Below are 25,014 nucleotides of genomic sequence, written 5' to 3'. Positions count from 1 at the left end.
TAAAGACAAAAGATCGCAGCCTGAGGCAGCTCCTACATCGACCGAGTGAAAACCCGATCTTGTAGGAGCTGCCGCAGGCTGCGATCTTTTGATTTTCAGTCAGCGACAGCGCTGAGGATTTTGTGGGCGATCTTCACCCGCTCAGGAATCGGGAAGTTCTTGTTAGCCATGATCACGATGCCCACGTCCTTGCTCGGCACAAACGCCACGTAGGTCCCGAAGCCACCCGTCGAGCCGGTCTTGTTGATCAACACATCTTCAGGTTGCGATTGCGGCGGATTCAGCCACTGCACCTTGTGCGCCTCCATGACCATTCCCGTCGAGTTGCCCGCCAGCAAGCGATCAAGGCTGATCGGGTAGCGGTACATTTCCCAACCCAGACCTTGGGTCATGTCGCCAACCGTGTAGTAGCCGGTGTGGGTGTTGGCGATGGTTTTTTGCAGTACCGCTTCAAGCGTTTCAGGCTTCAGGTTGGCCTGCACGTAACGCAGCATGTCCACGGCGCTGGTTTTCACACCGTAGGCCTGCGCGTCCAGCGCACCGGGCGTAACGCGGACCGGTTTGTCGTTCTTGTCGTAACCCTGCGCATACAGGTCCATTTGCGCGGCCGGCACGCTGAGGTAGGTGTGCTGCAAACCGAGTTTCGGCAGCAGGGTTTGTGTCATCGCCTGATCAAACGGTTGGCCCAGGCTTTTCGCGGCCAGATAACCGAACAAACCCAAACTCGGGTTGGAGTACTGGCGATGGCTGCCTGCCGGATAAACCGGTTTCCACTGTTGGAAATAGCCGAGCATCTTGTCAGACGAATCCCATTGCGCCGGGAATTGCAGCGGCAAACCGCCGGCACTGTAGGTGCCCAGTTGCACCACGCTGATGTTGTCGAAGGCATTGCCTTTCAATTCAGGCCAGAGCTGACTGGCCTTGCTCGACAGGTCCAGGTTGCCGGTCGCTTGGGCGTAACCGGCGAGGGTGGCGGTGAAGGTTTTGCTCACCGAGCCGATTTCGAACAGGGTGTTTTTGCTGACTGTTTGCCGAGTGTCTTTGTTGGCGACGCCGTAGTTAAAGTAATGCGGCTGACCGTTGATGGTCAGTGCCACGCTCAGGCCGGGAATGTTCTGTTGTTGCATCACGGGCGTTACCGCGTCGTTGACCAATGCTTGCAGCTGCGCAGCGTCGGGCGCGGCTGCGAGGCAGGATGTAGCGCCAAAAAACAGACCGAAAGCGGCGCAGGAAATGACTTTGCTCGATTGAATGGATGACATGAATGAACCACTCTCCATGAGTGTTGATGATGTTATCCCGCTACACTGCGGGCGATTATTTCGTTGGGCGACTGATCAGCGCCGTCAATCTAGTCAGCGCGGCGCCAATCGACAAACGACGAAAACTCGCACGAGCCATTAGAAAAATTTGGGGCTGGGCATGATTCGACCGCAATTGCCGCTCAACGCACTGCGTGCCTTTGAAGCGTCCGCACGTCATTTGAGCTTCACCCGCGCGGCGGTGGAGCTGTGCGTTACCCAGGCTGCTGTCAGCCATCAGGTCAAAAGCCTGGAAGCGCAACTCAACGTCACCCTGTTCAAACGCCTGCCCCGTGGGCTGATGCTGACCAGTGAAGGCGAAACTTTGTTGCCGGTGCTGAGCACCTCGTTCGATCACATCGCGCAGATTCTCGAACGCCTCGCCGGAGGACAGTATCGCGAAATGTTGACCGTCGGCGCGGTCGGCACCTTCGCCGTGGGTTGGCTGTTGCCGAGACTGGCGGACTTCCGGGCGAAACATCCGCTCATAGATTTGCGGCTGTCGACCAACAACAATCGCGTCGATGTCGCGGCAGAAGGGCTGGATTATGCGATCCGCTTTGGCGCCGGGGCGTGGCATGGCATTGAGGCGACGCGTTTGCTGGATGCGGCGCTGTCGGTGTTGTGCGTGCCGGACATCGCCCGGCAATTGCATTCGCCGGGGGATTTGCTGCAACAGACCTTGCTGCGTTCCTATCGCACCGATGAATGGCCGGAGTGGTTTCAGGCTGCCGGGTTGGCAACCCATGCAGCGCCGCCGCAGAGCATTGTTTTCGATTCATCGTTGGCGATGATGGAGGCGGCGTTGCAGGGCAGCGGGGTGGCGTTGGCGCCGCCGCTGATGTTCGCCCGGCAACTGGCGGCGGAGGCGATTTGTCAGCCGTTTGCGATTGAGATTACGACGGGGAGTTACTGGTTGACGCGGTTGCAGTCGCGCCCGGAAACGGCGGCGATGAGTGCGTTCAAGGAGTGGCTGCTACAGGCTTCCGTCTAGCGTAAAACCCTGTGGGAGCGAGCTTGCTCGCGAAAGGGGGAGGTCAGTCAACATTACTGTCTATGACACACCGCATTCGCGAGCAAGCTCGCTCCCACAGGGGGCAGTGGTGGATTGGATATCAGTTTCAGCGCACCAGACACGGCCGCTTGTTATCGAATTTCCAACCCGGAATCAGAAACTGCATCGCCACGCTGTCATCGCGTGCGCCGAGGCCCATGCCTTTATATAGCTCATGAGCCTTGGCCACCTGATCCATATCCAGCTCGACACCCAGTCCCGGCTTCTTCGGCACCTGCACCAGACCATCGACAATTTGCAGCGGCGCCTTGGTCAACCGTTGGCCGTCCTGCCAGATCCAGTGGGTGTCGATCGCGGTGATCTCGCCCGGTGCGGCCGCAGCGACATGGGTGAACATCGCCAGCGAGATATCGAAGTGGTTGTTGGAATGCGAACCCCAGGTCAGGCCCCATTCATGGCACATCTGCGCCACACGCACCGATCCCTGCATGGTCCAGAAATGCGGGTCGGCCAGCGGGATGTCCACCGACTGCAACTGGATCGCATGACCCATTTCACGCCAGTCAGTGGCGATCATGTTGGTGGCGGTTTTCAGCCCGGTGGCACGGCGAAACTCAGCCATCACTTCGCGGCCGGAATAACCGTTTTCCGCACCGCACGGGTCTTCGGCATAGGCGAGCACCTGATGCTGGTCGCGGCACAAACGAATGGCTTCTTTCAGTGACCACGCGCCGTTCGGATCGAGGGTGATGCGCGCATCAGGAAAGCGTTCAGCCAGCGCCGTCACCGCTTCGATTTCGGCATCACCGCTGAGCACGCCGCCCTTGAGCTTGAAGTCCTTGAAACCGTATTTCGCGTGGGCCGCTTCGGCGAGGCGTACCACGGCTTCGGCAGTCATGGCTTTCTCGTGACGCACGCGGAACCAATCATTGTCGGCGTCCGGTTCGCTGCGATAGGCGAGGTCAGTTTCGCGTTGATCACCGACATAAAACAGATAGCCGAGCATCTTCACTTCATCGCGTTGCTGGCCTTCGCCAAGCAGCGCCGCCACCGGTACATCAAGATGCTGACCGAGCAGATCGAGCAGGGCGGCTTCGAGGCCAGTCACCGCGTGAATGGTGATGCGCAGATCGAAAGTCTGCAGGCCACGACCGCCGGCATCGCGGTCAGCGAAGGTCTGGCGCACTTGATTGAGGATCTTCTGATAGGTGCCGATCGGGCTGCCGACTACCAGACTGCGTGCATCTTCGAGGGTCTGGCGAATGCGCTCGCCACCGGGCACCTCGCCGACGCCGGTGTGGCCGGCGTTGTCCTTGAGGATGACGATGTTGCGGGTGAAAAACGGCCCGTGGGCGCCACTCAGATTGAGCAGCATGCCGTCATGGCCGGCCACCGGGATGACTTGCATGTCGGTGATGATCGGGGCTTTGGCGGTGTCGTGTGCGGTCATGTTCTTATCCTTTTAATACGCAATCTTTAAAAATGGACGTCAGGCGTGCTTTGGCGCGGCATCGGCCACGGCTATATCAGCAGCAGGTTTCGGGGTGGTGCGCGCGAAGAAGACGATGATTGCGGCGATGATCGAGGTTGCGGCCAGGCCATAGAGGCCGCCCTGAATCGAGCCGGTGTGTTCTTCGAGCAGGCCGAACGTGGTCGGCGCAACGAAGCCGCCAAGGTTGCCGACCGAGTTGATCAACGCGATCACCGCCGCCGCGATGCGTGCATCCAGATACGCCTGCGGGATCGGCCAGAACAGTGACGAAGCGGATTTGAAACCCAGTGCGGCAAAACAGATCGCAACGAAGGCGAAGATCGGCCCGCCGGTGGTGGACATGAACATCCCCGCAGCGGCGATCAACAGGGCGGTGGCGACCCACGCCTGCTGGTGTTTCCACTTGGCCGAGAACGAAGCGAAGGCGTACATGCCGATGATCGACAGCAACCACGGAATCGAGTTGAACAGGCCAACCTGGAAGTCGCTCATCTCGCCCATTTTCTTGATGATGCTCGGCAGCCAGAAGGTTGCCGCGTAGATGGTCAATTGAATGAAGAAGTAGATCAGGCAGAACAGGATGATCTGGCGGTCCTTGAGCAGCTTGCCCATGGATGGCCGGATCGGTGTCGCGGCTTCGCGGGCCTTCTGTTCAGCGTCGATGGCGTTGACCAGTGCGTCCTGTTCGGCGCGGCTCAGCCATTTCGCGTCGTGGGGTTTGGCGTCGAGCCAGAACCAGACGAACACGCACAGGCACACGGAAAACATCCCTTCAATGAAGTACATCCATTGCCAGCCGTGCATGCCCAGCCCGTTGATTTGCAGAAGCAGGCCGGACAACGGGCCGGAGATCAATGAGGCCACGGCGGAGCCGCTGAGGAAGATCGCAATCGCCTTGCCGCGTTCGGCGCCGGGCAGCCAACGGGTGAAGTAGTAGATCACCCCGGGAAAGAACCCGGCTTCGGCAACGCCGAGCAAAAAGCGCAGCACGTAGAAGTGGGTTTCGTTCTGGATGAACGCCATACCGGCGGCAACCAGGCCCCAGGTGAACATGATGCGAGTCAGCCAGATGCGGGCGCCGACTTTCTGCAGCAGCATGTTCGACGGGACTTCGAACAGCGCGTAACCGATGAAGAACAGACCGGCGCCGAAGCCGTAAGCGGCGGCACCAATGCCCAAGTCGTGTTCCATGTGGGTGCGGACGAAACCGATGTTCACCCGATCAATGTAATTGACGATGAACATGATCACGAAGAGCGGCAGGACGTGGCGTTTCACTTTCGAGATGGCCGACGCGAGTGTCGAATCGACGCCCTCGTTCATCCCGGAGACGGAGGTTTTCACTTGGTTTTCTCCCACTGATTATTTTTATGCGGGGTAGGGCGGGTACTGCGTTGTTGATAGACATCATACAACTGAGATTTTTTGTCCTACAAGTGGGGAGGGTCTATTAATTTTCTCTGGAAGGCCGGTTTCTTATGCTTTTTTGTATTTTATCCTAGCGTTTATTGGGTTTTTCACCTTTAGGGTCGCGATAAATTTCCCCGGCTGCGCACGAGTAATCTTCAAGATGTCCTGATTTCTTCCGATTTATTTGAATGTTGTCATACAAGTTGAGGCGTTAGAATCAATCCCGTCAGCAAGCCTCGCAATGCTACGATCGACAAGCCCCGATCACCGGAACCGACCATGCAAGAAGACCTTGACGCTCCCGCCCGCAAACGTGCGCACAACCTCGCCCATGACTTGGTGGAGAAGCTCACCCAGAGCATCCTGCTCGGTCAGCTGTCGCCCGGCGACAAACTGCCGTCGGAGAATTCCATCGTTCAGGAGCACGGTGTCAGCCGTACGGTGGTGCGCGAGGCGATTTCCAAATTGCAGGCCTCCGGGCTGGTGGAGACCCGGCACGGCATCGGCACGTTTGTCATCGAGCGTTCGCCGGAGCAGGGCTTGCGCCTGAATGTCGACACGGCGCTCGGCGTGCGCAGCATTCTTGAATTGCGTCTTGGCCTGGAAACCCAAGCGGCGGCGCTGGCGGCGCAACGGCGTACCGAGCAGCAACTGCTGCAAATGCGTCAGGCGCTGGATGACTATCAACGGCTGCTCGACAACAACGACAGTTGCGTCGAGGCCGATCGACGCTTTCATCTGCTGATCGCCGAAGCCACCGGCAACGTCTGCTTCAGCGAAATCATGCAGCACTTGGGCAGTGCGATGATCCCGCGCAACCGGCTCAATGCTGCTGAGCGTGGCGCAGCAGACCTGAGCAAGCTCGGGCAACTGGCCCACTTGGAACATGAGGCGATTCTGAACGCGATCAAGCGTCAGGATGCGGATGCGGCGCGGGCGGCAATGTGGCTACACCTGACCAACAGCCGCGACCGATTTTCCGCGCAGGTTTGAGCGCCGTTGGTCTGTTCGATAGCACGCGGTACACAGGGCTGATTCCAAGTTGTACGGCCCGGGTATTCCGGACCTCCTGAGCGAGGTGTGTCATGGCTAATGATTTGCTGTTTCAGGGTGGTGTGCTGCCAACCGATCCAACCCGGCCGATGCCCGGTACCGATGAACCGACACTGGCCGATCATGATGCACCGCCGGGGATGAACCCGGGGCGTGATCCGTTGAGCGATGCTGATCGGCCGGAGGACTGGCAGGATCCGGCGGCTGATGATGAGGATGTGCCGCCCGCGGATGAGCCGACGCCGTTGTCGGATGATCGGCGCTGAACCTTGGTTTTGTGGTGGATTCGCTGGCCCTTTCGCGAGCAAGCTCGCTCCCACATTGGAACGCATTCTCCCTGTGGGAGCGACGGTGCGACGACTCGACTTGCTCGCGAAGACGGCATACGCTTCAAAACAGATTTCAGATCAGGTCCCGGCTGTCCTGACTAAACCAATCCGCCGCTCCAGATTCAACGCCAGCACACTGATCAACACCACCACCGATCCCACCAGCACCAGCAACGTCGGCCGCTCCGCCAACCCGACCGAAGCAATCCCCATCGCCGTCGGCGGTATCAGATACAACGTCATCGTCGCCCGGCTCAAATCCACATGCTTGAGCACAAACCCCCAAGCCAGATAAGCCAGCGCACTGGGAAACACGCCCAACGCCAACACCGCCCACTGCACCCGCAACGGCGCATTCAGCACAGCTTGACCCAGCCCCGGCAGATAAATCAGCAGCATCAACGTCCCCGACCACACCGCGTAACACGCCAGACTGAAGCCGTCGTAACGCCGCGCATGGTGTTTTTGCAGAGCGAAGTAAACGCTCCATGAAACCGCCGCCAACAGGATCAGCAGTGCATGCACATCGATAGCGCCCAAGCCCTTATCGCCGCTGACCACAATCACCACGCCGACAAAACCGAGTAACACACAGCCCCAACGCCAGGCGCTGACCCGATCCTTGAACAAGAACCGCGCCAGCAACGTGCTGAACAGCGGGCTCGATTGCGCTAACACGCTGGAAGCGCCGGCACTGACGCTTTGCTGGCCGATGTTCAAAGCGACGTGGTGCAGGCTGACGGCGAAAAAACCCAGGGCAAACAACAGCGGCGCATCGCGCCAGTGCGGCAGGCGAATGCCTTTAAACACGGCGATCAACGCCATGAACAACGACGCCAACAGAAACCGCAGCAACGCCAGATGTCCGGGGTCGTAGGCTTGCAGGCCGATGTGAATACCGGTCGGCGAATAGGCCCAGCAACCAACGACGAAGGCCATCGCCAAGAGGATTTTCAACGGGGAAGGGTGCGGCATGATCGGGCGCTCAGTGGTGTTGATACGCCGATTGTCCGGGCGAGCAGTCATTCGTCACAACTGACTTATACTGCCTCGAATGTTCACTCAGAGTGATGGATATGGAGCTCGCACAAATCCGTATGTTCAAGACCGTAGCCGAGCTCGGCAGCATTGCGCGGGCGGCGGAAAAGCTGTTCTGCGTGCCGTCGAACATCACCGCGCGGATCAAGGCACTTGAGGCCGAGTTGGGCGTTGCGCTGTTTCTGCGTGAGGGCCGCGGGTTGCGCATCAGCCCGGCGGGACAGACGTTTCTCGCCTATGCCGAGAAGATTCTGGCACTGACCGCTGAAGCGAAACGGGCTGTTGATCCCTCGGCCGAGCCGTCCGGGCCGCTGCGCATTGGCGCGATCGAATCTTCGGCGACCGGGCGCTTGCCGCGCTTGCTGGCAAAGTTTCACCAGCGCTATCCGCAGGTGGCGCTGGAACTCACCACGGGCACTTGGGCGCAGTTGCTCGACGACACCGTCAGCCACCGCCTCGATGGCGCGATTGTCGCGGTGGATGTCGAACGTTCGCAGCTCAGGCGCACGCCGATGTATCGCGAAGAATTGCTGCTGATTGCATCGACCTCCTTCGGAGCGGTGCGCGGCATTGACGATCTGCAGGACAAAACCGTGTTCATGTGGCCGCAGGGTTGTCCGTATCGGGCGGCGCTGGAGCATTGGTTGTTGCGTCAGGGGTTGTCGCTGCCGATCGTCAGTCTCGCCAGTTATGGGGCGATTGTGGGGTGTGTGAGTGCCGGGGCAGGGGTGGCGCTGGTGCCCAAGGGCGTGTTTGAGCAGTACGCGAAAGGGGCTGGGTGTGTGGGGTATGAGTTTGCGGAGCTGACGGCCGTCGATAACTTGTTTTACTGGCATGAAAACGCCGGGGTGCATCCGGCGCGGGAGGCGTTTGTGGCGATGTTGCGGGAGGAGTTTGTTGCGTAGGAAAAGCTTACCCTCACCCCAGCCCTCTCCCGGAGGGAGAGGGGGCCGACCGAGGTGTCATGGGTTATACATCGACCTGATCGACCGAGTCGATTATGGATTTAGACAAGCTGAACAATCGGGTCGATTATGGATTGGGCCAAGTCCAATCTTCTTGATCAGAAGTTGATTATGGATTCGGCACAGTACGTTCAGGTCGGTGAACTTCTCCAATATCCCCCAATCAGTCCCCTCTCCCTCTGGGAGAGGGCTAGGGTGAGGGGCTTCTCAGGCACCCCGCAGATCCCGCATCAACAACCCAAACCGCAAATCCACAACCTCCGGAATCGGCACATAAACCGTATGCCCATCCCCCGGCGCCACCTCGATAGCCTCACCCTTAACACTCTGCAACTCATGCAAATCAAAATGAAAATTGCCCATGGGCGTCATCAATTCCAGATGATCACCCAGTGCAAAACGGTTCTTCACCTTGACCTCAGCCAGCCGATCCCGTCGCTCACCAGTCAGCTCTCCCACGAACTGCTGACGCTCCGATACCGAGCTGCCATTCTGATAATTCTGATACTCGTCATGCACATGCCGACGCAGGAAACCCTCGGTGTAGCCACGCTGCGCCAGTGACTCCAGATCGGTCATCAGGCTGCGATCGAACTCACGCCCGGCCACCGCATCATCAATCGCCCGGCGATACACCTGAGTGGTGCGCGCGCAATAGAAGTGCGACTTGGTCCGGCCCTCGATCTTCAAGGAATGCACGCCCATGCGCGCCAGACGCTCTACGTGCTGCACCGCGCGCAGGTCCTTGGCGTTCATGATGTAAGTACCGTGCTCGTCCTCGAATGCCGGCATCAACTCGTCGGGACGATTCGCTTCCTGCAACAGAAACACCTGATCGGTGGGCGCGCCCAGACCCAGGGTCGGCTCGGGCTGGAAGGTCTGAACGATCTCGCCGAGCTGGTTCTCCGTGGCCTCTTGCGCCGAGTATTTCCAGCGACAGGCGTTGGTGCAACTGCCCTGATTGGCGTCGCGTTTGTTCATGTAACCCGACAGCAGACAGCGCCCGGAATAGGCCATGCACAATGCGCCGTGGACGAACACTTCCAGCTCCATGCCCGGCACCTGTTCGCGGATTTCGCCGATTTCCTCCAGCGACAATTCCCGCGACAGGATGATCCGGCTCAGCCCCTGTTGCTGCCAGAACTCGACGCTCGCCCAGTTCACCGTGTTCGCCTGCACGGAAAGGTGGATCGGCATCTGCGGGAAATGCCGGCGTACCAGCATGATCAGCCCCGGGTCGGACATGATCAGCGCATTCGGCGCCATTTCGATGACCGGCGCCAGATCCTTGAGAAAGGTTTTCAGTTTGGCGTTGTGCGGGGCGATGTTGACCACCACGTAGAAGCGCTTGCCCTGCGCCTGGGCTTCACGAATGCCCAACGCCAGGTTGGCGTGATCGAACTCGTTGTTGCGCACCCGCAGGCTATAACGCGGCTGACCGGCATAGACCGCATCGGCGCCGTAAGCGAAGGCGTAACGCATGTTTTTCAGGGTGCCGGCGGGAGCGAGCAGTTCGGGGGCGGCGAGGATAGAGGTCATGGCGGTGTCGGTCGCAAAAGCGCGGCAGGGTAAGTCAGGTGTGGTGAGGGTTTGTTGATCTGGATCTATGCTCCATGAATAAAGATGGCACTCGTGCAGGCCCCGGTTGACTAAGCATCGGGGCGTGCATGACGCCTGACTGACATGGATCGGACATGAACGAAAAAAGCCTTCAATTCAAATCCCTCACCGTGCTGCTGTTGCTGGTCACGGTGGCGTTTATCTGGATCCTCTTGCCGTTCTACGGCGCGGTGTTCTGGGCGGTGATTCTCGGCATTGTATTTGCGCCGATGCAACGCCGGCTGCAGACGAAATTCGGCTGGCAGCGCAATCTGACGTCGCTGTGTACCTTATCGATCTGCCTGGTGATCGCGATTCTGCCGGTGATCATCCTCAGTGTGCTGCTGGTGCAGGAAGGGGCGGCGGTCTACAAGAACATCGAAAGCGGTGAGCTGGACATTGCCGCGTATCTGGCGCAGTTCAAGCACAGCTTGCCGCCATACTTTCAGCACTTGCTCGACCGTTTCGGCATGGGCGAACTCAATGGCCTGCGCGAGAAAATCGTCAAATCGGCGATGCAGGGCAGTCAGGTCCTGGCCACTCAAGCGTTCAGTTTTGGTCAGGGTACGTTCGAGTTCGTGGTGAGTTTTTTCATCATGTTGTATCTGCTGTTTTTCTTCTTGCGCGACGGCGCCGAACTGGCGCGCAAAGTGCGCACCGCCGTGCCACTGGAGGAAGGCCACAAGCGGCGCTTGCAGTTGAAGTTCAACCGCGTGGTACGGGCGACGGTGAAGGGCAATCTCGTAGTCGCGGTGACTCAAGGCGCGCTGGGCGGAGCGATTTTCTGGTTTCTCGACATCCCCAGCGCATTGCTCTGGGCAGTCTTGATGGGGTTTTTGTCGTTGCTGCCAGCAGTGGGCGCGGGGATTGTCTGGGCGCCGGTCGCGGTGTATTTCCTGCTCAGCGGGATGATCTGGCAAGGCGTGGTTCTGGGCTTGTTCGGGGTGTTTGTGATCGGGTTGGTGGACAACGTGATGCGACCGATTCTGGTGGGCAAGGACACCAAAATGCCCGATTACATGATTCTGATTTCGACCCTTGGCGGTCTGGCAGTGTTCGGCCTCAACGGCTTTGTGATCGGCCCGTTGATCGCGGCGCTGTTCATGTCGAGCTGGGCGTTGTTCGCCGAGACCAAGCCCAAGGTGCAACTGCCTTAAGCGTGGAACGGCTCGCTGACGATCTTCTGCGACAGTGCCTGCGCCGCGGGCAGCGAAGTGAGCGGGCCGCTGATCGCTTCACCGTCGCGCATCAGATACCAGCAAGCGAGCAAGCCCGATGCTCTGAGCGAGGCGGGAACGGCGCTGCCGATAACGGACATGATTTGAACCTGAGCCATGACGAGTACCTCCATCTAACAATGGAGCTACCTTAGAGATTCGCCGCTTCTACGGACAATCAACGCTTTCGATAGTAGTCATTGACGCCATTGAGGCTTCAGTCGACCACTTGATCAAGCATGTGCATGACTTCGCGTTCGTTGAGCAAACCCTTGTGCACCAGGTTTTCCGCCAGCAGCGAGAGAAATTTCGCGCAGCGATGGCCTTCCAGGTGCTTGAGTTCGGTCAGCGCGCTGTACACCTTGCCTGAGGTGCACAGGCCGACGATGCGGTGCGGGTTTTGTGTTGGCATACAGTCGTCCTTGTTGTTATCAACCTGTTGTTTACGGACGGATTCAGATTGCGGTTCCGTCATGACAAATAAGTGACCGTTTTGTGGAAATCTACATAACGGTCGAGTCAATCATGCCGACTTTAGCCGGTGAAACTGTCCTCACAGCGACCTTGGCGAGATTTTTTCAGACGCTCGCCGACCAACGGTCATAAAAAAGCCCCGCTATAAAAGCGGGGCTCTGTTTTTTGGTTACCAGCGTGGACCGCCATAGTAGCCATGTGGTCGACCGTAATAACCGCGAGGCGGGCCGTAGTAGACGGGGGCCTGTTGGATGTAAACCGGCTGTTGCACATACACCGGCGCCGGCTGGTAGTAGACCGGTGGTGGTGGCTGCTGCACGTAGACCGGTTGCGGTTGAACATAAACCGGCTGTTGTTGCACATACACTGGCCGATCCTGGTTAATCAGTGCCGAGCCGATGATGGCCGAGCCGACGATCGCGCCAAACACCGCAGGGCCTTGCCAGCCGTGGCCACCACCGGCTTCTGCCTGACCTGTGACAGCGAGTGCGCCAATCAACAAGGCCAGAATGGGGAGTTTACGAATCATGATAAGTCCTCGGTTCTTCGACCCGGCGGCAGGGCCTGCACCAGGCCCACAGTTGTCGCGGGGATACTTCTAAGACAGCGAAATTCTGAAAATCAGCACAGCCGCTGGGTAAATTTTGTGTAAGGTCTGTACCGGCTTCTTTACCGGGCCGTGCAAGGGCCACGGAACACGTTTAAAACAGGCATTTATGATCGTTCAGAACCCGATGGGCTGGCTAATCCCGTCTATCCGAAAGTGCGTTTGAAGGAGAAGTTTCATGCAGATGAACCCGAACAAAGACACCCAACTGTGCATATCCCTGTCGGGGCGCCCAGGCAATTTCGGTCTGCGTTTTCATAACCATTTGTATGAGCAGTTGGGCCTGAATTTCTATTACAAGGCGTTCAGAAGCCAGGATCTGACGGGTGCCGTGGGCGGCATTCGTGCCTTGGGCATTCGCGGCTGCGGCGTGTCGATGCCGTTCAAGGAAGCGTGCATTGCGCTGGTCGATGAACTGGATGCGTCGGCAGCGGCGATCCAGTCGATCAACACCATCGTCAACACCGATGGCCATCTCAAGGCTTACAACACCGATTACATCGCCGTGGCGCAGTTGCTGGAAACCCACGCAGTGCCCAAGGACTCGACCTTCGCCCTGCGTGGCAGCGGCGGGATGGCCAAAGCGGTGGCCAGTGCCTTGCGTGACGGTGGTTACAAAAACGGTTTGATTGTTGCGCGCAATGAGCGGGCAGGGCGTGCGTTGGCGGATTCGCTGGGTTATCGCTGGCAGGCGGAACTGGGCGAGGAGCGCCCGCAGATGCTGATCAATGTGACGCCAGTGGGCATGGATGGCGGGCCGGAGGCAGGGCAGTTGGCGTTTGAGCCTCAAGTTATTGCTGCGGCTGAGACGGTATTTGATGTGGTCGCGATTCCGTCGGAGACACCGTTGATCGTGCGTGGTCGGGCCGAGGGCAAGCGGGTGATTACCGGGCTTGAGGTGATTGCAATTCAGGCGCTGGAGCAATTTGTCCTGTACACCGGCGTGCGCCCGACTGAAGAGCAGTTTGCGGCGGCGGTGGCGTTTGCCCGGAGCTGATTCTTTGGTTTTGTGTTGATCTGGCGGGCCTCTTCGCGAGCAAGCTCGCTCCCACATTGGAATGCGTTCCCCTGTGGGAGCGAGCTTGCTCGCGAAGGCCGCGACTCGGTTTCAAACTTCGATTGCCTATACTGCCTCCCCAGCAAGCACAGACTTGCTCCCAATAAAAACCGTGACCGAGGCTCCCATGCATCCGCCCATCCTCAACCTGCATCAGGTCGAACTCGAACCCCTGCCCGAAGCCCTGGCCCCGGAAGGCGAAACCGCCGGCCGCTATCAGCAGCGCATGGCCCGCGTCGGTCAGCAATTGGGTTCGCAAAAACTCGGTTATCGCTTGTACGCCTTGCCACCGGGCATGCGCGGCAGCCCGTTTCACAGTCATCGGGTCAACGAAGAGATGTTTTATGTGGTGGCCGGGGAGGGCGAGGTGCGTCTTGGTGCCGAGCGTTTTCCGATTCGTGAGGGCGATGTGATCGCTTGCCCGCCGGGCGGCCCGGAAATGGCCCATCAGATCATCAACACCAGCCAGGCCGAACTGCGTTATCTGGCGGTGAGCACCCAGCAGCAGCCGGAAATTTGCGAATACCCGGATTCGAACAAATATGCGGTGATGGATAACTTCAACGTCGATGCCGAGGGCAATGCCTCAGGTTTTGTCGCGGTGGCACGGCAGGCGGATGGCGTTGACTACTGGGATGGTGAATAACCCCAGACTCTGAAACCTTATGAATAACCTCTGTGGGAGCGAGCTTGCTCGCGAATAGGCCGTGTCAGTTACATCATCGTTGAATGACACATCGCATTCGCGAGCAAGCTCGCTCCCACAAAGTATTTGTGGTGATTATTCGAGGCGGGCCAGGCGCTCTTCCAGCGCGGCAATCCGCGCTTCCAGCTCTTCGATGCGCTCAACCGAAACGCCAGTGCTGGCACTGCGATCCTGCGGATTCTGCCGCGCTGCCATGATCGCCTCGCTGTCCGCCGGATCTCCGAGGGCATGGGTATAACGATCTTCACGCTGCCCGGCCTGGCGCGGAATCAACACCGCCAGCCCCCGCGCAATCAAACGCTCAAGCTGATGCACCACTTGCTCGGTGTCTTCAAATTCATGCATACGCCCGCTGCGTGTCAGCAGCTCATTAACGGTTTGCGGGCCGCGCAGAAACATCAATCCACTGAGAATCACCTGCGCCGGCACCAGCTCCAGCGCCTTGTCGACCTTGTGCTCCCAGCGGTCGGCACGACTGCCCATCACCAGCTTGGCGAAACCGCGACCCTCCAGCGCCCGCAAACTCTGGCCGACCTGGCCCTGGGTCAGGTTCATCACCGGTTCGCGGCTGGTTTTCTGATTGCAGGCCGTGACCAGCGCATTGAGCGTCAGCGGATAGGTTTCCGGGCTGGTGGCCTGTTTCTCGATCAACGAGCCGAGGATGCGGATTTCCGTGGCGTTGAGCCGTGGCTCGTCGAAGGTGGATTCTGGTTCTGTGGTCATCGCGCGTTCCCTCTGCAGTCGAAGGCGCCTAGCCTAATCCTTGCCAAACAAAAGGCAAGCCGTGTGGTCATCAAGCATGGCTATAATCGCCTCCTTGTTCCACCCAGCCACTACACGAGACTGCCATGACCATTTCCATGTACGCCGCATCCGTCCCGGTTTTTCAACAAATGCTCAACGCTTTGAGCGATGTGCTGAAAAAGGCTGAAGCCCACGCCACCGAGAAAAACATCGACCCGAACGCGTTTCTGCAGGCCCGTCTGTTCCCGGACATGTTCCCGCTGACCCGCCAGGTGCAGATCGCCGTCGACTTCGCCAAAGGTGTCTCGGCACGTCTGGCTGAAGTTGAGCTGCCGAAATACGACGACACAGAAACCACCTTCGCCGAGCTGCAAGCGCTGATCGCCAAGGTTCTGGCCTTCATCGGCGAGATCAAGCCAGAGCAGATCGATGGCAAGGAAGGCATCGAAATCGTAACCCGTCCGGGCACGCCGAAAGAGAAGCGCTTCAGCGGTCAGTCGTACTTGCTGACTTATGGCTTGCCGCAGTTTTTCTTCCACGTCACTACCACCTATGCGCTGCTGCGTCATAACGGTGTGGAAGTGGGCAAACGTGATTACATGGGCGCGTTCTAAACCGCCAGAAGCCCCTCACCCTAGCCCTCTCCCGGAGGGAGAGGGGACTGATCGCGTTGTTGGTTCGAGATACGCCGACCTGATCTATCAAGTCGAACTCAGGTTTTGAACAACACTCGGTCTGCCCCCTTTCCCCCTCGCCCCCCTTGGGGGGAGAGGGTTGGGGTGAGGGGGGAAAAGATCTCAGCCACAAAAAAGCCCGCCCGGGTTCACACCTCGGCGGGCTTTTTATTGCAGCAATTGTTACGCAGTGCGCTGGGCTTTCGCTTCTTCACCCAGACACGCCGCAGCGGTAAACAGCACATCAGTCGACGAGTTCAGTGCCGTCTCTGCCGAATCCTGCAACACGCCAATAATGAAACCGACCGCCACCACCTGCATGGCAATCTCACTCGGAATGCCAAACAGGCTGCACGCCAACGGAATCAACAGCAACGAACCACCGGCCACACCCGAAGCGCCACAGGCACAAATCGCGGCGACAACACTCAGCAGAATCGCCGTCGGAATGTCCACGGCAATACCCAATGTGTGCACGGCAGCCAGCGTCAACACGGTAATGGTGATCGCCGCACCGGCCATGTTGATGGTCGCGCCCAGAGGGATCGACACCGAATAGGTGTCTTCATGCAGACCCAGACGTTTGCTCAACTCCAGATTCACCGGAATGTTCGCCGCCGAACTGCGAGTGAAGAACGCGGTAATGCCACTTTCACGCAGGCACTTGAGGGTCAGCGGATATGGGTTGCGACGCAGCTTCCAGAACACGATCAGCGGGTTCATCACCAGCGCCACGAACAGCATGCAACCGAGCAGCACGGCCAGCAGGTGTGCGTAACCGATCAATGCGCCGAAACCGGAGGTGGCCAGCGTCGAAGCGACCAGACCGAAAATACCCAGCGGTGCAAAGCGAATCACCACACGCACGATCAAGGTCACGCCGTTGGACAGATCTCCCAGCACTTCGCGCGTGGTGTCACCGGCATGGCGAATCGCGACGCCCATGCCGATCGCCCATGCCAGAATGCCGATGAAGTTGGCGTTGATCAGCGCATTCACCGGGTTATCCACGACGCTCAGCAACAGGCTCTGCAACACTTCGGCAATGCCACCCGGCGCGGTCACCGCGACGTTTTCGGTGGACAGCACCAGATGCGAAGGGAACGCCATGCTGGCGATCACGGCCACCACTGCTGCGGCGAAGGTGCCCAGCAGATAGAGGAACAGAATCGGGCGGATATGGGTTTCCTGGCCGTGCTTGTGGTTGGCAATCGAGGCCATCACCAACACGAACACCAGGATCGGCGCGACGGCTTTCAACGCCGAGACGAACACTTTGCCGATGAACGCGGTGTCTTTTGCCACGTCCGGGGCAAACATCGCCAAGGCGATACCGGCAATCAGGCCGATGAGGATCTGCGCGACCAGGCTCAGGTTCTTCAAGCGTTGCAATAGAGAAGGGGATGAAGCAGTCATAGCGGCATCTCTGATTTTTTATAGGGTGCAAGGTTGCGTAAAGCGATGGCAAAACAGGGGGCAGACCACCGCCACGAACCGAAAGTGTTGACGCGACATCAACGCCAATAAACCGGTTGTTGAACAGGCTGTACGTTTTTCAGGGCGCGGACTTTATCACAGCGTAGGCCTTATCCTTCAGGCATGTGACGATCTGCCACCGGATCAGTCAACCAGATAGACAGGTTTGTGCAAGTCAGCCCGGACACACTCTGTTAAGATTGCGCATCCTTATTTTCAAATTCTGCCAGCGGGCCTCCGGGTCAACGCTGGTGTCGTCGTTTTGCTGGAGTTGCGCATGCTGTTGCCCATTCTTCTGTTGTCCGCTGCCGGGTTCACGGTGCTGACCACGGAATTCGTTATCGTTGGCCTGTTGCCGGCGATTGCCCGAGACCTTGAAGTCACCATTCCGCAGGCCGGGTTGCTGGTGACTCTGTTCGCCTTCACGGTGGCGATGTTCGGGCCTTTCCTGACCGCGTATTTCGCCCGCTTCGAGCGACGCAAGCTGTTTATCAGCATCCTGATCATGTTTGGCCTGGCCAATACCGTGGCCGCGCTGGCACCGAATATCTGGGTAATGGCGATTGCCCGATTGATTCCGGCGCTCGGTCTGCCGGTGTTCTGGGCCTTGGCCAGCGAGACCGCCGTGGACATCGTCGGCCCGGATTTCGCCGGTCGCGCGATTGCCAAGATCGGCTTCGGCATTGTCTGTGCCACGGTGTTCGGCATTCCGGTCGGCACGCTGATTTCCGACGCCTTCGGCTGGCGCAGTGCCTTTGGCATTCTGGCGGTGATCGCCTTTGCCAAGGCTTTGTTGCTGTTTGTCTACTTGCCGAAAACCAGCCTGCATCAGCATCAGGTCAGTTTCCGCTCGCAATTCAAGATCCTGCGCAGCCCATTGATGATCGGCCATATCGTGCTGTCGATTCTGGTGTTCAGCGGCATGTTTACCGCTTACACCTATCTGGCCGACATTCTTGAGCGCCTCGCCGGCTTCAACGGCACCGTGGTCGGTTGGTGCCTGATGGCCTTCGGCGCGGTCGGGCTGATCGGCAACTCGCTGGGTGGTCGTGCGGTAGACCGGCATCCGCTGGGGGCGTCGGTGTTGTTCTGCGCGTTCATGATTGCCGGCATGGTCTCGCTGGTGCCGAACATTCATTCGCCGCTGGGGCTGGCGGTGGCGATGGGGATTTGGGGCGTGACTCAGGCCGCGTTGTTCCTGGTCAGCCATGTGCGCCTGATGAAAGCCGCGCCGGAAGCGCCGGCCTTTGCCGCTTCGTTGAACATCGCCGGGGCCAATCTGGGGATCGGCCTGGGCGCCATTGTTGGTGGTCGGGTCATCGACAGCGCAGGGCTGGGTTTCCTCGGCTTTGCCGCCGCCGGATTCATCTTGCTGTCGGTGTTCCTCGCCATGGTGCTGATGACGCTCAAGCCGCGCGAGATGTGCGCCGAGGCCTCATAAGGCAGTAAACAGCTCGCGTCGGGCACCTTCGGTAATCGCAACGATGCCGGGGTGCTTGACCTTGCGCTCCACCGAAATGGCATAGAACGACTCGGTCACCGCATCGGTCTGGCCAATCAACTCGACGCCATACTGGCGCTTCACCTCATCGGCAATCACGCTCGGGCCAATAAAAATCCCGCTGCCGGATTGGCCGAAGGCCTGCATCAAGGCACTGTCATCAAACTCCCCAACGATTTGCGGCTGGATCTGCTGCTCGGCAAACCAGCGCTGCAAGCGACTGCGCACCACAGTTTCTGCGCCGGGGATCAACAGCGGTGCACCGTGCAGGCTGCGTGGAAAATCCTGACCGTATCTGGCTGCCAGTTCAGGGGTGGCGAAGAAGCTGATTCCGCACTCACCGAGCTTCTGGCTGTAGCCCTTGATGTCGAGGTGCGAGGGCATCGGGCTGTCGGAAATCACCAGATCCAAGCGCTGGATCGCCAGATCGGCCAGCAAACGCTCGAGTTTGTCTTCGCGGCAGGTGATGCGCAGCGGTTCGTTCAGCTCCATCGTCGGCGCGATCAGGCGATAGACGATGGACTTGGGCACCACGTCTGCCACGCCGACGCGGAACAGAATCTGCTGTTCGTTGGGTTGCGCGCGCAGCATCAGTTCCAATTCGCCGCCGAGTTGGAACATCTGCTCGGCGTAGGGCAGGGCTTGTCTTCCGGCCTCGGTCAATTCGAGTTGCCGGCCAACCCGTCTGAATAACTCGATGCCGTAAGTCTGTTCGAGCAAAGAAATCTGCCCGCTGATGGTTTGTGGGGTCAGGTTCAGTTGCTCGCAGGCGCGCACGATGCTGCCGGTCTTGGCTACGACCCAGAAGTAATGCAGTTGGCGGTAATTGAGCATGACGTTCTACAGTTCGCGAAAACCGAAGTATAGCCGCTAAAAATACGAATTTTCCTGAAGTGTTCATCTCCCTAGAATGCCCATCCATCGACGGCCGGTCTGTGAGCCTGTCTGTTCATTCGAAGGAAACCTTATGAAATATACAATCCCAGCATTGATGTTTACGTCTTTACTGCTTCTTGCCGGTTGCGATCAGGCTGAAAAAAGCGCCCAGCAACTGATGGGTAAAGCCGCCGAAAGCGCCAAGCAAGCGATTGACGACACGCATAAAGCTGCCGAGCAGGCACTCAGCGATGCCACCGGCGGGTTGATCGAGAAAAAAGAAGTACCGGAAAAAGACACGGAAAAATCCGAATCTTCCTCCAAGACCATCTAATTCGTCTTACACAGAGTCAGGACTGACCCATGGAATATCTGTTACAGCTCGCCGCCAGCCCCACCGCTTGGGTTGCTTTGGCCACATTGGTGGTGATGGAAATCGTGCTCGGCATCGATAACCTGATCTTTATCTCGATCCTGACCAACAAATTGCCTAAGCAATACCAGCAGAAGGCGCGCCGCATCGGTATCGGCATGGCGTTGATCCTGCGTCTGGCGCTGTTGAGCACCATCGCCTTCATCGTGCAACTGACTGCGCCGGTGATCGAAATCCTGGGTCAGGCCTTCTCCTGGAAGGACATGATCCTGATTGCCGGTGGTCTGTTCCTGGTCTGGAAAGCCACGACCGAGATCCATCACAGCATGGACCCGGCACCGGAAGATCCGAAGTCGGCGACCTCGACGGTTACCCTCGGTTTCGCTGCCGCTATTGGCCAGATCCTGATGCTCGACATGGTGTTCTCGATCGACAGCATCATTACCGCGGTCGGCATGACCGAACACTTGCCGATCATGATCATCGCGGTAGTGGTGTCGGTACTGGTGATGCTGTTTGCTGCTGAGCCGCTGGCCAAGTTCATCAACGATAACCCGACGGTGGTGATGCTGGCCCTGGGCTTCCTGATCATGATCGGTATGACCTTGATCGCTGAAGGCTTCGGTGCCCATGTACCGAAAGGTTATGTGTACGCGGCGATGGCGTTCTCGGCTTCGATTGAAGTGCTGAACATGATGTCGCGTCGGTCGAAGCAGAAGAAGCTGGCTGAGCAGGCTTAACTGCTTAAAGTACAAAAACCGCCTGAACTCTTAGAGAACAGGCGGTTTTTTTTGAATCAAGATTTGCAGTGCGGGATAGAACCAGCCCCTCACCCCAGCCCTCTCCCAAGGGAGAGGGGGAAAGGGAGCCGATTTGTGTGTTTTTTAAACGTGTATTCAACCTGGTCTTTCAGGTCGGCGTAGCTCGAAAAAACAACTCGGTCAGTCCCCTCTCCCTCCGGGAGAGGGCTAGGGTGAGGGGCTTTTGCTTTTAAAGTTTGGCCTCAATGCGCAGCTGCGTGACGCGGGCTGTGCTTTTCGGTTTTCTCAACCGCAACAGGCTGAACCGGATGGTGATGGTGGCGCCGCGAAACCCGCAGCACCCCCCACAACATGGCAGCGGCCACGGCCAGCCAGCCGGCAATCAACATTACGATGGTCATGGTCAGGCTCATCAGTGCCTCCTCTTCGCCCTGCATCGGGCCCACACTCTTTCAATTCGCTCTGTTTCAGTGACAGTCTAGACAATGGGGTGTTTCAGACTATTGACCAAAGGTCGATTGCGACCAATCAGTTTGCTCTATGCAATCGATGTGTCTGCCGCTTAAGGCTATACCGCAGCCTGACGCGGCTCTATGATCGCAGGCGTTGCCGGAACACGATGACCGGCGTCTGAACAGAGAGTGACGATGGTGCAGGTATTTTCTCGAATTCGTGCGGCACTGCTGGTGGCGGGTTGTGCGGCCGTGTTGGCCGGGTGTGCAGGCACTGTGGCGCCCGAGGTCAAACGTCTGCCGGAACGGGTCGAACTCAGCGGCACGTTCTATCGCGGCGAAGCCAATCAGAGTGGGCCGCAAGTGCTGGCCAGCCTGTTGTCGCAGCAGGGCATCGTGATTACCCCGGGGCTGCTCGAGAAACCATTGCACCTGCCGGGTGCCGAAGACAAATTGCAGCAGAATCTGCAAAACCTTGCCCGCGAGTACGGCATGGTGGTGTATCCGCTGGACAGCAATTTGCCCGCGCTGTTGACCCAAGTGGCGGCGGGTTATCCGGTGATGGTGCGCTTCAGCGAAGGCTCGGCGTTCTGGGCCGAGCCGCGTTACGCGATCCTGTCCGGCTACGACCGCAACAAACAGAAGGTCTTGCTGCGTGCCGGGATGAACCGTCGCGAACTGATGAGTTTCAGTTCCTTTGAGTCGGCACTGGAGAAATCCGGTGGCTGGGCCGTGCTGATTCAGAAACCGTCGCAGATCCCGGCAGCCATTGACCGTCAGCGCTGGCTCAAAGCGGCCGATGAACTGGCCCAGGCCGGTCAGGAAAATGAAGCGGCGCAGGCTCGCAAGGCGTTGGCCGCACACTGAGGTTTCCGTTCGTCATCTGCCGGGCACGACGGCGCCCGGCAAGCCTCCTATTTATACATCCCGTGTTTTGCGGGTGAATCAGGAGGCGATATGAAAGATTCCCCAGCAGCGAAAGGCCCGCATTCCTCCGAGCATTCCTCGGGAGATGATTTGGGTTTCGATCCGGACTCGCCCGATCTTGATGATCCGCAGGTCGATCCTGTCGGCCCTGCCAAAGCGCCTCTCGACGTCGAGCCCGGCGAGGATGCCAAGAAGCCGGCCAAGCCTTATGACCCGTTAGCCAATCTGAAACCTTGATGCGAGGTGCGTATGAGTACCGATTCAAGCTTCGATGACCAAAAACCGGATAGCGTGCCCACTACACCAGAACCAGAGGTTGATCCAGTGCTCAATCCGGACAGCCCGCTGCGTGATCCGTTGGCCCGGCCCAATATCATGACCCCGGAGCCTTCGCGGGACCCGAGTGCAGGCGATGGCATACCTGATGACGACCAGATGCCGCTGCCCAATGACTGATTCACAGATGAAAAAAAGCCCCGAAGATTCGGGGCTTTTTCTTGTGCGACGGGTTACTTGGAGGCTTCAACCACGCCGCTCTGGCGCGATTTGAGGTTTTTCTGCGCCTTGTATTGCTGAGCCACCGCTGGAACGTTGGCGCTTCGACCGGTTTCCACCCAGCTACGAATGCGGCTGGCATCGGCAAAATGGGTGTACTTGCCAAACGCGTCGAGAATCACCAACGCGACTGGGCGGTTGCCCATTCTGGTCACCAGAACCAGGCAATGTCCGGCGGGGTTGGTGAAGCCGGTTTTGGTGATCTTGATGTCCCAGTCGGCTTTATTGACCAAGTGATCGGTGTTGCGGAAACCCAAGGTGTAGTTGGGTTTGCGGAACGACACGGTCTTTTCCTTGGTGGTGGTGAGTTCGCTGAGGAGCGGGTACTTATGCGCGGCCACCAGCAGCTTGCTCAGGTCGCGGGCGGTGGAAACGTTACGCTCCGACAGGCCTGTCGGCTCGACAAAGTGTGTACTGGTCATGCCCAGCGCCTTGGCCTTGGCGTTCATCGCCGCGATGAAGGCCGCGTAACCTCCCGGATAGTGGTGCGCGAGGCTGGCGGCCGCGCGGTTTTCCGATGACATCAAGGCGATCAGCAACATCTCGCGACGCGGCAGTTCACTCTTGAGTTTGACTCGGGAGAACACACCGCGCATTTCCGGTGTGTTACTGATATCGACATTGATCCATTCGTCCATGTTCTGCCGGGCTTCAACCACTACCAGTCCGGTCATCAACTTGCTGACAGAAGCGATCGGCACGATCACGTCAGGGTTGCTGGAGTAGATGACTTTGTTGGTCTGCATATCCATGAGCAGGGCGCTGCCGGAGGCGATCTTCAGGCTCGAAGCGTCACGTGGGGCAGCGGTGGTTTCCGCAGCGTTGATCGTTGGCGTGATGAAAGTGCCTGAAACTGCAAAAAACAGGCTCAGAATCGAAAGACGAATTTTCACGCGGGCGAACTCATAAAAGTTGGATATTCCGTTAGTTTGTAACGGGTTATTTCTTCAAAGCGTCGCATTCTAGGAGTATGGCTGAAGATCTGTCGATGGTTGTTTGAGTGACCTGAAAATCTCGTGAAAAGGCCTGTAAAAAGAGGGGTTTCCGGCGAACGGTTACAGTTTTTTCTCAGGCATGAAAAAACCCGCACAAGGCGGGTTTTTCTTATTGCTGAAAGTACCGATCAGGCGTGCAGGGTTTCTGCCGCATAGAGGGTGTTTTCCAGCAGGCAGGCGCGGGTCATCGGACCGACGCCACCCGGTACCGGGGTGATCCAGCCGGCGCGGGGCAGGGCGGTTTCGTAAACAACGTCACCGACCAGTTTGCCGTCGTCCTGACGGTTGATGCCGACGTCGATCACGATCGCGCCTTCCTTGATCCACTCACCTTTGACCAGGCCCGGCTTGCCGGCGGCCACGACCACCAAATCGGCACGGCCGACGTGGCCGGCCAGATCCTTGGTGAAGCGGTGGGTCACGGTCACGGTGCAGCCGGCCAGCAACAGTTCCATCGCCATCGGGCGACCGACAATGTTGGAGGCGCCGACGACCACTGCGTCCATGCCATAAAGATCAGCGCCGGTGCTTTCCAGCAGCGTCATGATGCCTTTAGGCGTGCATGGACGCAGCAGCGGAATGCGCTGGGCCAGGCGGCCGACGTTATAAGGATGGAAGCCGTCGACGTCTTTGTCCGGGCGGATACGCTCCAGCAGTTTGGAGGCGTCCAGGTGCTCGGGCAGCGGCAACTGAAGCAGGATGCCGTCGATTGCAGGGGCGTCGTTGAGGCGATCGATCAGATCGGTCAACGCGTCTTGCGTGGTGTCGGAGGGCAGGTCGTAGGCTTGAGAGAGGAAGCCGACCTCTTCACAGTCTTTACGCTTGTGCGAGACATAAACCTGAGAGGCAGGATCGCTGCCGACCAGGATCACCGCGAGGCCGGGAGTGCGCAGGCCTTGCTGGCGACGCTCGGCAACTCGTTGGGCGATCTGCTGGCGCAGGCTGGCGGCGATCGATTTGCCGTCGATTAGTTGTGCAGTCATTGCGCGTGATTAACCATCGAGAGGGGAAAAAATGAGAACGCATTCTCGCATGTCGAGCGGTGAGGGCAAAGGCGCTTGGTCAGCAAATTCCTCTAACTCCTTTAATTAAATGAATTTTTTTCAAAAAGGATTTGACGACCTTCGGAGCGCTCTATACTATTCGTCGCACTTGTCGGGCACAGCCTAGCACTGGTTAAGAAGGTGAAGCGGAATCAAGGTTCTGCAGCACTGGAAAGCACTTAGTTTGTAGTCCTTTAAGAGTACAGATTAATAAGGCGCCCGTAGCTCAGCTGGATAGAGCATCCGCCTTCTAAGCGGATGGTCGCAGGTTCGAGTCCTGCCGGGTGCGCCATTAGGCAGCTTTGGCACAAGTAACGCGATATGGTGGGCGTAGCTCAGTTGGTAGAGCACGGGATTGTGACTCCCGTTGTCGT

At 58.4% G+C, this 25,014-nt stretch carries 28 protein-coding genes and 1 tRNA gene; 15 read left to right on the top strand and 14 right to left on the bottom strand.

What is annotated here, in order from left to right; translation table 11 throughout:
- Window positions 1-95: 95 nt before the first annotated feature.
- The gene (gene ampC, locus ACW9IR_RS21165) at window positions 96-1,262 is read right to left on the bottom strand and encodes a class C beta-lactamase (protein ID WP_457465014.1); all 1,167 of its coding nucleotides are present in this window, start codon (window positions 1,260-1,262) and stop codon (window positions 96-98) included.
- 160 nt (window positions 1,263-1,422) lie between these two features.
- Here ampC and ACW9IR_RS21160 point away from each other — a divergent pair, with 160 nt between their 5' ends.
- Window positions 1,423-2,295, top strand: a complete 873-nt coding sequence (locus ACW9IR_RS21160; RefSeq protein ID WP_457465013.1) for a LysR family transcriptional regulator — start codon at window positions 1,423-1,425, stop codon at window positions 2,293-2,295.
- Window positions 2,296-2,422: 127 nt separating this feature from the next.
- Here ACW9IR_RS21160 and gudD read toward each other — a convergent pair whose 3' ends face one another.
- On the bottom strand, window positions 2,423-3,766 hold the full coding sequence (gene gudD, locus ACW9IR_RS21155; RefSeq protein ID WP_122597342.1) for a glucarate dehydratase: 1,344 nt from the start codon (window positions 3,764-3,766) through the stop codon (window positions 2,423-2,425).
- Between the two features lie 39 nt (window positions 3,767-3,805).
- The gene (locus ACW9IR_RS21150) at window positions 3,806-5,152 is read right to left on the bottom strand and encodes an MFS transporter (RefSeq protein WP_116030207.1); all 1,347 of its coding nucleotides are present in this window, start codon (window positions 5,150-5,152) and stop codon (window positions 3,806-3,808) included.
- A gap of 345 nt (window positions 5,153-5,497) precedes the next feature.
- Here ACW9IR_RS21150 and ACW9IR_RS21145 point away from each other — a divergent pair, with 345 nt between their 5' ends.
- Both ACW9IR_RS21145 and ACW9IR_RS21140 read left to right on the top strand, forming a co-directional pair.
- On the top strand, window positions 5,498-6,211 hold the full coding sequence (locus tag ACW9IR_RS21145; protein WP_457465012.1) for a FadR/GntR family transcriptional regulator: 714 nt from the start codon (window positions 5,498-5,500) through the stop codon (window positions 6,209-6,211).
- A gap of 92 nt (window positions 6,212-6,303) precedes the next feature.
- Window positions 6,304-6,537, top strand: coding sequence for a hypothetical protein (locus tag ACW9IR_RS21140; protein ID WP_457465011.1), 234 nt, complete (start codon window positions 6,304-6,306; stop codon window positions 6,535-6,537).
- Between the two features lie 141 nt (window positions 6,538-6,678).
- Here ACW9IR_RS21140 and ACW9IR_RS21135 read toward each other — a convergent pair whose 3' ends face one another.
- Window positions 6,679-7,575 carry a DMT family transporter gene (locus ACW9IR_RS21135; RefSeq protein ID WP_457465010.1) on the bottom strand — a complete coding sequence of 299 codons (897 nt, stop codon included), beginning with the start codon at window positions 7,573-7,575 and terminating at the stop codon, window positions 6,679-6,681.
- A 101-nt stretch (window positions 7,576-7,676) separates the two neighbouring features.
- On the opposite strand from ACW9IR_RS21135, the gene ACW9IR_RS21130 reads away from it, so the two are divergent.
- Window positions 7,677-8,543, top strand: a complete 867-nt coding sequence (locus ACW9IR_RS21130) for a LysR family transcriptional regulator (protein ID WP_457465009.1) — start codon at window positions 7,677-7,679, stop codon at window positions 8,541-8,543.
- A gap of 267 nt (window positions 8,544-8,810) precedes the next feature.
- Here ACW9IR_RS21130 and trhP read toward each other — a convergent pair whose 3' ends face one another.
- Complete coding sequence (trhP, locus tag ACW9IR_RS21125; RefSeq protein WP_457465007.1) at window positions 8,811-10,142, bottom strand: prephenate-dependent tRNA uridine(34) hydroxylase TrhP; 1,332 nt, start codon at window positions 10,140-10,142, stop codon at window positions 8,811-8,813.
- A 155-nt stretch (window positions 10,143-10,297) separates the two neighbouring features.
- Here trhP and ACW9IR_RS21120 point away from each other — a divergent pair, with 155 nt between their 5' ends.
- Window positions 10,298-11,359: an AI-2E family transporter gene (locus ACW9IR_RS21120; RefSeq protein WP_457465006.1), complete on the top strand. Its 1,062-nt coding sequence runs from the start codon at window positions 10,298-10,300 to the stop codon at window positions 11,357-11,359.
- On the opposite strand, the gene ACW9IR_RS21115 is transcribed toward ACW9IR_RS21120, so the two are convergent.
- The 3 genes from ACW9IR_RS21115 to ACW9IR_RS21105 form a co-directional block, all read right to left on the bottom strand.
- The gene (locus tag ACW9IR_RS21115) at window positions 11,356-11,538 is read right to left on the bottom strand and encodes a hypothetical protein (RefSeq protein WP_007917359.1); all 183 of its coding nucleotides are present in this window, start codon (window positions 11,536-11,538) and stop codon (window positions 11,356-11,358) included. The genes ACW9IR_RS21120 and ACW9IR_RS21115 overlap by 4 nt on opposite strands.
- A 98-nt stretch (window positions 11,539-11,636) precedes the next feature.
- Complete coding sequence (locus ACW9IR_RS21110; RefSeq protein WP_457465005.1) at window positions 11,637-11,831, bottom strand: hypothetical protein; 195 nt, start codon at window positions 11,829-11,831, stop codon at window positions 11,637-11,639.
- A 231-nt stretch (window positions 11,832-12,062) separates the two neighbouring features.
- Window positions 12,063-12,422, bottom strand: coding sequence for a hypothetical protein (locus ACW9IR_RS21105; RefSeq protein ID WP_007917357.1), 360 nt, complete (start codon window positions 12,420-12,422; stop codon window positions 12,063-12,065).
- Window positions 12,423-12,678: 256 nt separating this feature from the next.
- Between ACW9IR_RS21105 and ACW9IR_RS21100 the strand changes: the two genes are divergently transcribed.
- Window positions 12,679-13,497 (top strand): shikimate 5-dehydrogenase, encoded by an 819-nt coding sequence (locus ACW9IR_RS21100; RefSeq protein ID WP_457465003.1) that lies wholly within the window; start codon window positions 12,679-12,681, stop codon window positions 13,495-13,497.
- A gap of 187 nt (window positions 13,498-13,684) precedes the next feature.
- Window positions 13,685-14,203: a cupin domain-containing protein gene (locus ACW9IR_RS21095; protein ID WP_457465001.1), complete on the top strand. Its 519-nt coding sequence runs from the start codon at window positions 13,685-13,687 to the stop codon at window positions 14,201-14,203.
- 135 nt (window positions 14,204-14,338) lie between these two features.
- Here ACW9IR_RS21095 and ACW9IR_RS21090 read toward each other — a convergent pair whose 3' ends face one another.
- Window positions 14,339-14,986 carry a YceH family protein gene (locus tag ACW9IR_RS21090; RefSeq protein ID WP_150708964.1) on the bottom strand — a complete coding sequence of 216 codons (648 nt, stop codon included), beginning with the start codon at window positions 14,984-14,986 and terminating at the stop codon, window positions 14,339-14,341.
- A 125-nt stretch (window positions 14,987-15,111) separates the two neighbouring features.
- On the opposite strand from ACW9IR_RS21090, the gene ACW9IR_RS21085 reads away from it, so the two are divergent.
- Window positions 15,112-15,621: a DUF1993 domain-containing protein gene (locus tag ACW9IR_RS21085; RefSeq protein ID WP_457465000.1), complete on the top strand. Its 510-nt coding sequence runs from the start codon at window positions 15,112-15,114 to the stop codon at window positions 15,619-15,621.
- Window positions 15,622-15,864: 243 nt separating this feature from the next.
- Here the strand turns inward: ACW9IR_RS21085 and sstT are convergent, their stop codons facing one another.
- On the bottom strand, window positions 15,865-17,097 hold the full coding sequence (gene sstT, locus ACW9IR_RS21080; protein ID WP_110719312.1) for a serine/threonine transporter SstT: 1,233 nt from the start codon (window positions 17,095-17,097) through the stop codon (window positions 15,865-15,867).
- Window positions 17,098-17,434: 337 nt separating this feature from the next.
- Here sstT and ACW9IR_RS21075 point away from each other — a divergent pair, with 337 nt between their 5' ends.
- Window positions 17,435-18,598 carry an MFS transporter gene (locus tag ACW9IR_RS21075; RefSeq protein WP_102901657.1) on the top strand — a complete coding sequence of 388 codons (1,164 nt, stop codon included), beginning with the start codon at window positions 17,435-17,437 and terminating at the stop codon, window positions 18,596-18,598.
- Here ACW9IR_RS21075 and nhaR read toward each other — a convergent pair.
- The gene (gene nhaR / locus ACW9IR_RS21070) at window positions 18,593-19,492 is read right to left on the bottom strand and encodes a transcriptional activator NhaR (RefSeq protein WP_038362809.1); all 900 of its coding nucleotides are present in this window, start codon (window positions 19,490-19,492) and stop codon (window positions 18,593-18,595) included. The genes ACW9IR_RS21075 and nhaR overlap by 6 nt on opposite strands.
- A 133-nt stretch (window positions 19,493-19,625) precedes the next feature.
- On the opposite strand from nhaR, the gene ACW9IR_RS21065 reads away from it, so the two are divergent.
- On the top strand, window positions 19,626-19,868 hold the full coding sequence (locus ACW9IR_RS21065) for a hypothetical protein (RefSeq protein WP_095123384.1): 243 nt from the start codon (window positions 19,626-19,628) through the stop codon (window positions 19,866-19,868).
- Window positions 19,869-19,897: 29 nt separating this feature from the next.
- Window positions 19,898-20,647, top strand: a complete 750-nt coding sequence (locus ACW9IR_RS21060) for a TerC family protein (protein ID WP_077573695.1) — start codon at window positions 19,898-19,900, stop codon at window positions 20,645-20,647.
- Window positions 20,648-20,910: 263 nt separating this feature from the next.
- On the opposite strand, the gene ACW9IR_RS21055 is transcribed toward ACW9IR_RS21060, so the two are convergent.
- Entirely contained in the window at window positions 20,911-21,081 is a 171-nt protein-coding gene (locus ACW9IR_RS21055; protein WP_191626940.1) for a hypothetical protein, read from the bottom strand.
- 234 nt (window positions 21,082-21,315) lie between these two features.
- Here ACW9IR_RS21055 and ACW9IR_RS21050 point away from each other — a divergent pair, with 234 nt between their 5' ends.
- From ACW9IR_RS21050 to ACW9IR_RS21040, 3 genes are all read left to right on the top strand, one after another.
- Complete coding sequence (locus tag ACW9IR_RS21050) at window positions 21,316-21,987, top strand: peptidase C39 family protein (RefSeq protein WP_095123380.1); 672 nt, start codon at window positions 21,316-21,318, stop codon at window positions 21,985-21,987.
- A gap of 90 nt (window positions 21,988-22,077) precedes the next feature.
- Window positions 22,078-22,284, top strand: a complete 207-nt coding sequence (locus ACW9IR_RS21045; protein ID WP_034154676.1) for a DUF6021 family protein — start codon at window positions 22,078-22,080, stop codon at window positions 22,282-22,284.
- Window positions 22,285-22,296: 12 nt separating this feature from the next.
- On the top strand, window positions 22,297-22,503 hold the full coding sequence (locus tag ACW9IR_RS21040) for a hypothetical protein (RefSeq protein ID WP_102901654.1): 207 nt from the start codon (window positions 22,297-22,299) through the stop codon (window positions 22,501-22,503).
- 53 nt (window positions 22,504-22,556) lie between these two features.
- Here the strand turns inward: ACW9IR_RS21040 and pbpG are convergent, their stop codons facing one another.
- Both pbpG and folD read right to left on the bottom strand, forming a co-directional pair.
- A complete protein-coding gene (gene pbpG / locus ACW9IR_RS21035; RefSeq protein ID WP_102901653.1) occupies window positions 22,557-23,495 on the bottom strand; it encodes a D-alanyl-D-alanine endopeptidase in 939 nt (312 codons plus the stop codon).
- A 230-nt stretch (window positions 23,496-23,725) separates the two neighbouring features.
- A complete protein-coding gene (gene folD / locus ACW9IR_RS21030) occupies window positions 23,726-24,580 on the bottom strand; it encodes a bifunctional methylenetetrahydrofolate dehydrogenase/methenyltetrahydrofolate cyclohydrolase FolD (protein WP_095050819.1) in 855 nt (284 codons plus the stop codon).
- Between the two features lie 275 nt (window positions 24,581-24,855).
- On the opposite strand from folD, the gene ACW9IR_RS21025 reads away from it, so the two are divergent.
- Window positions 24,856-24,932: transfer RNA gene (locus tag ACW9IR_RS21025), tRNA-Arg, on the top strand.
- The last annotated feature ends 82 nt before the right edge of the window (window positions 24,933-25,014 follow it).

It is taken from the genome of Pseudomonas sp. SDT291_1_S447 (assembly GCF_054070155.1).
The sequence above is the reverse complement of the archived record's forward strand: the minus strand, read 5'-3'. Positions and strand labels throughout refer to the sequence as shown.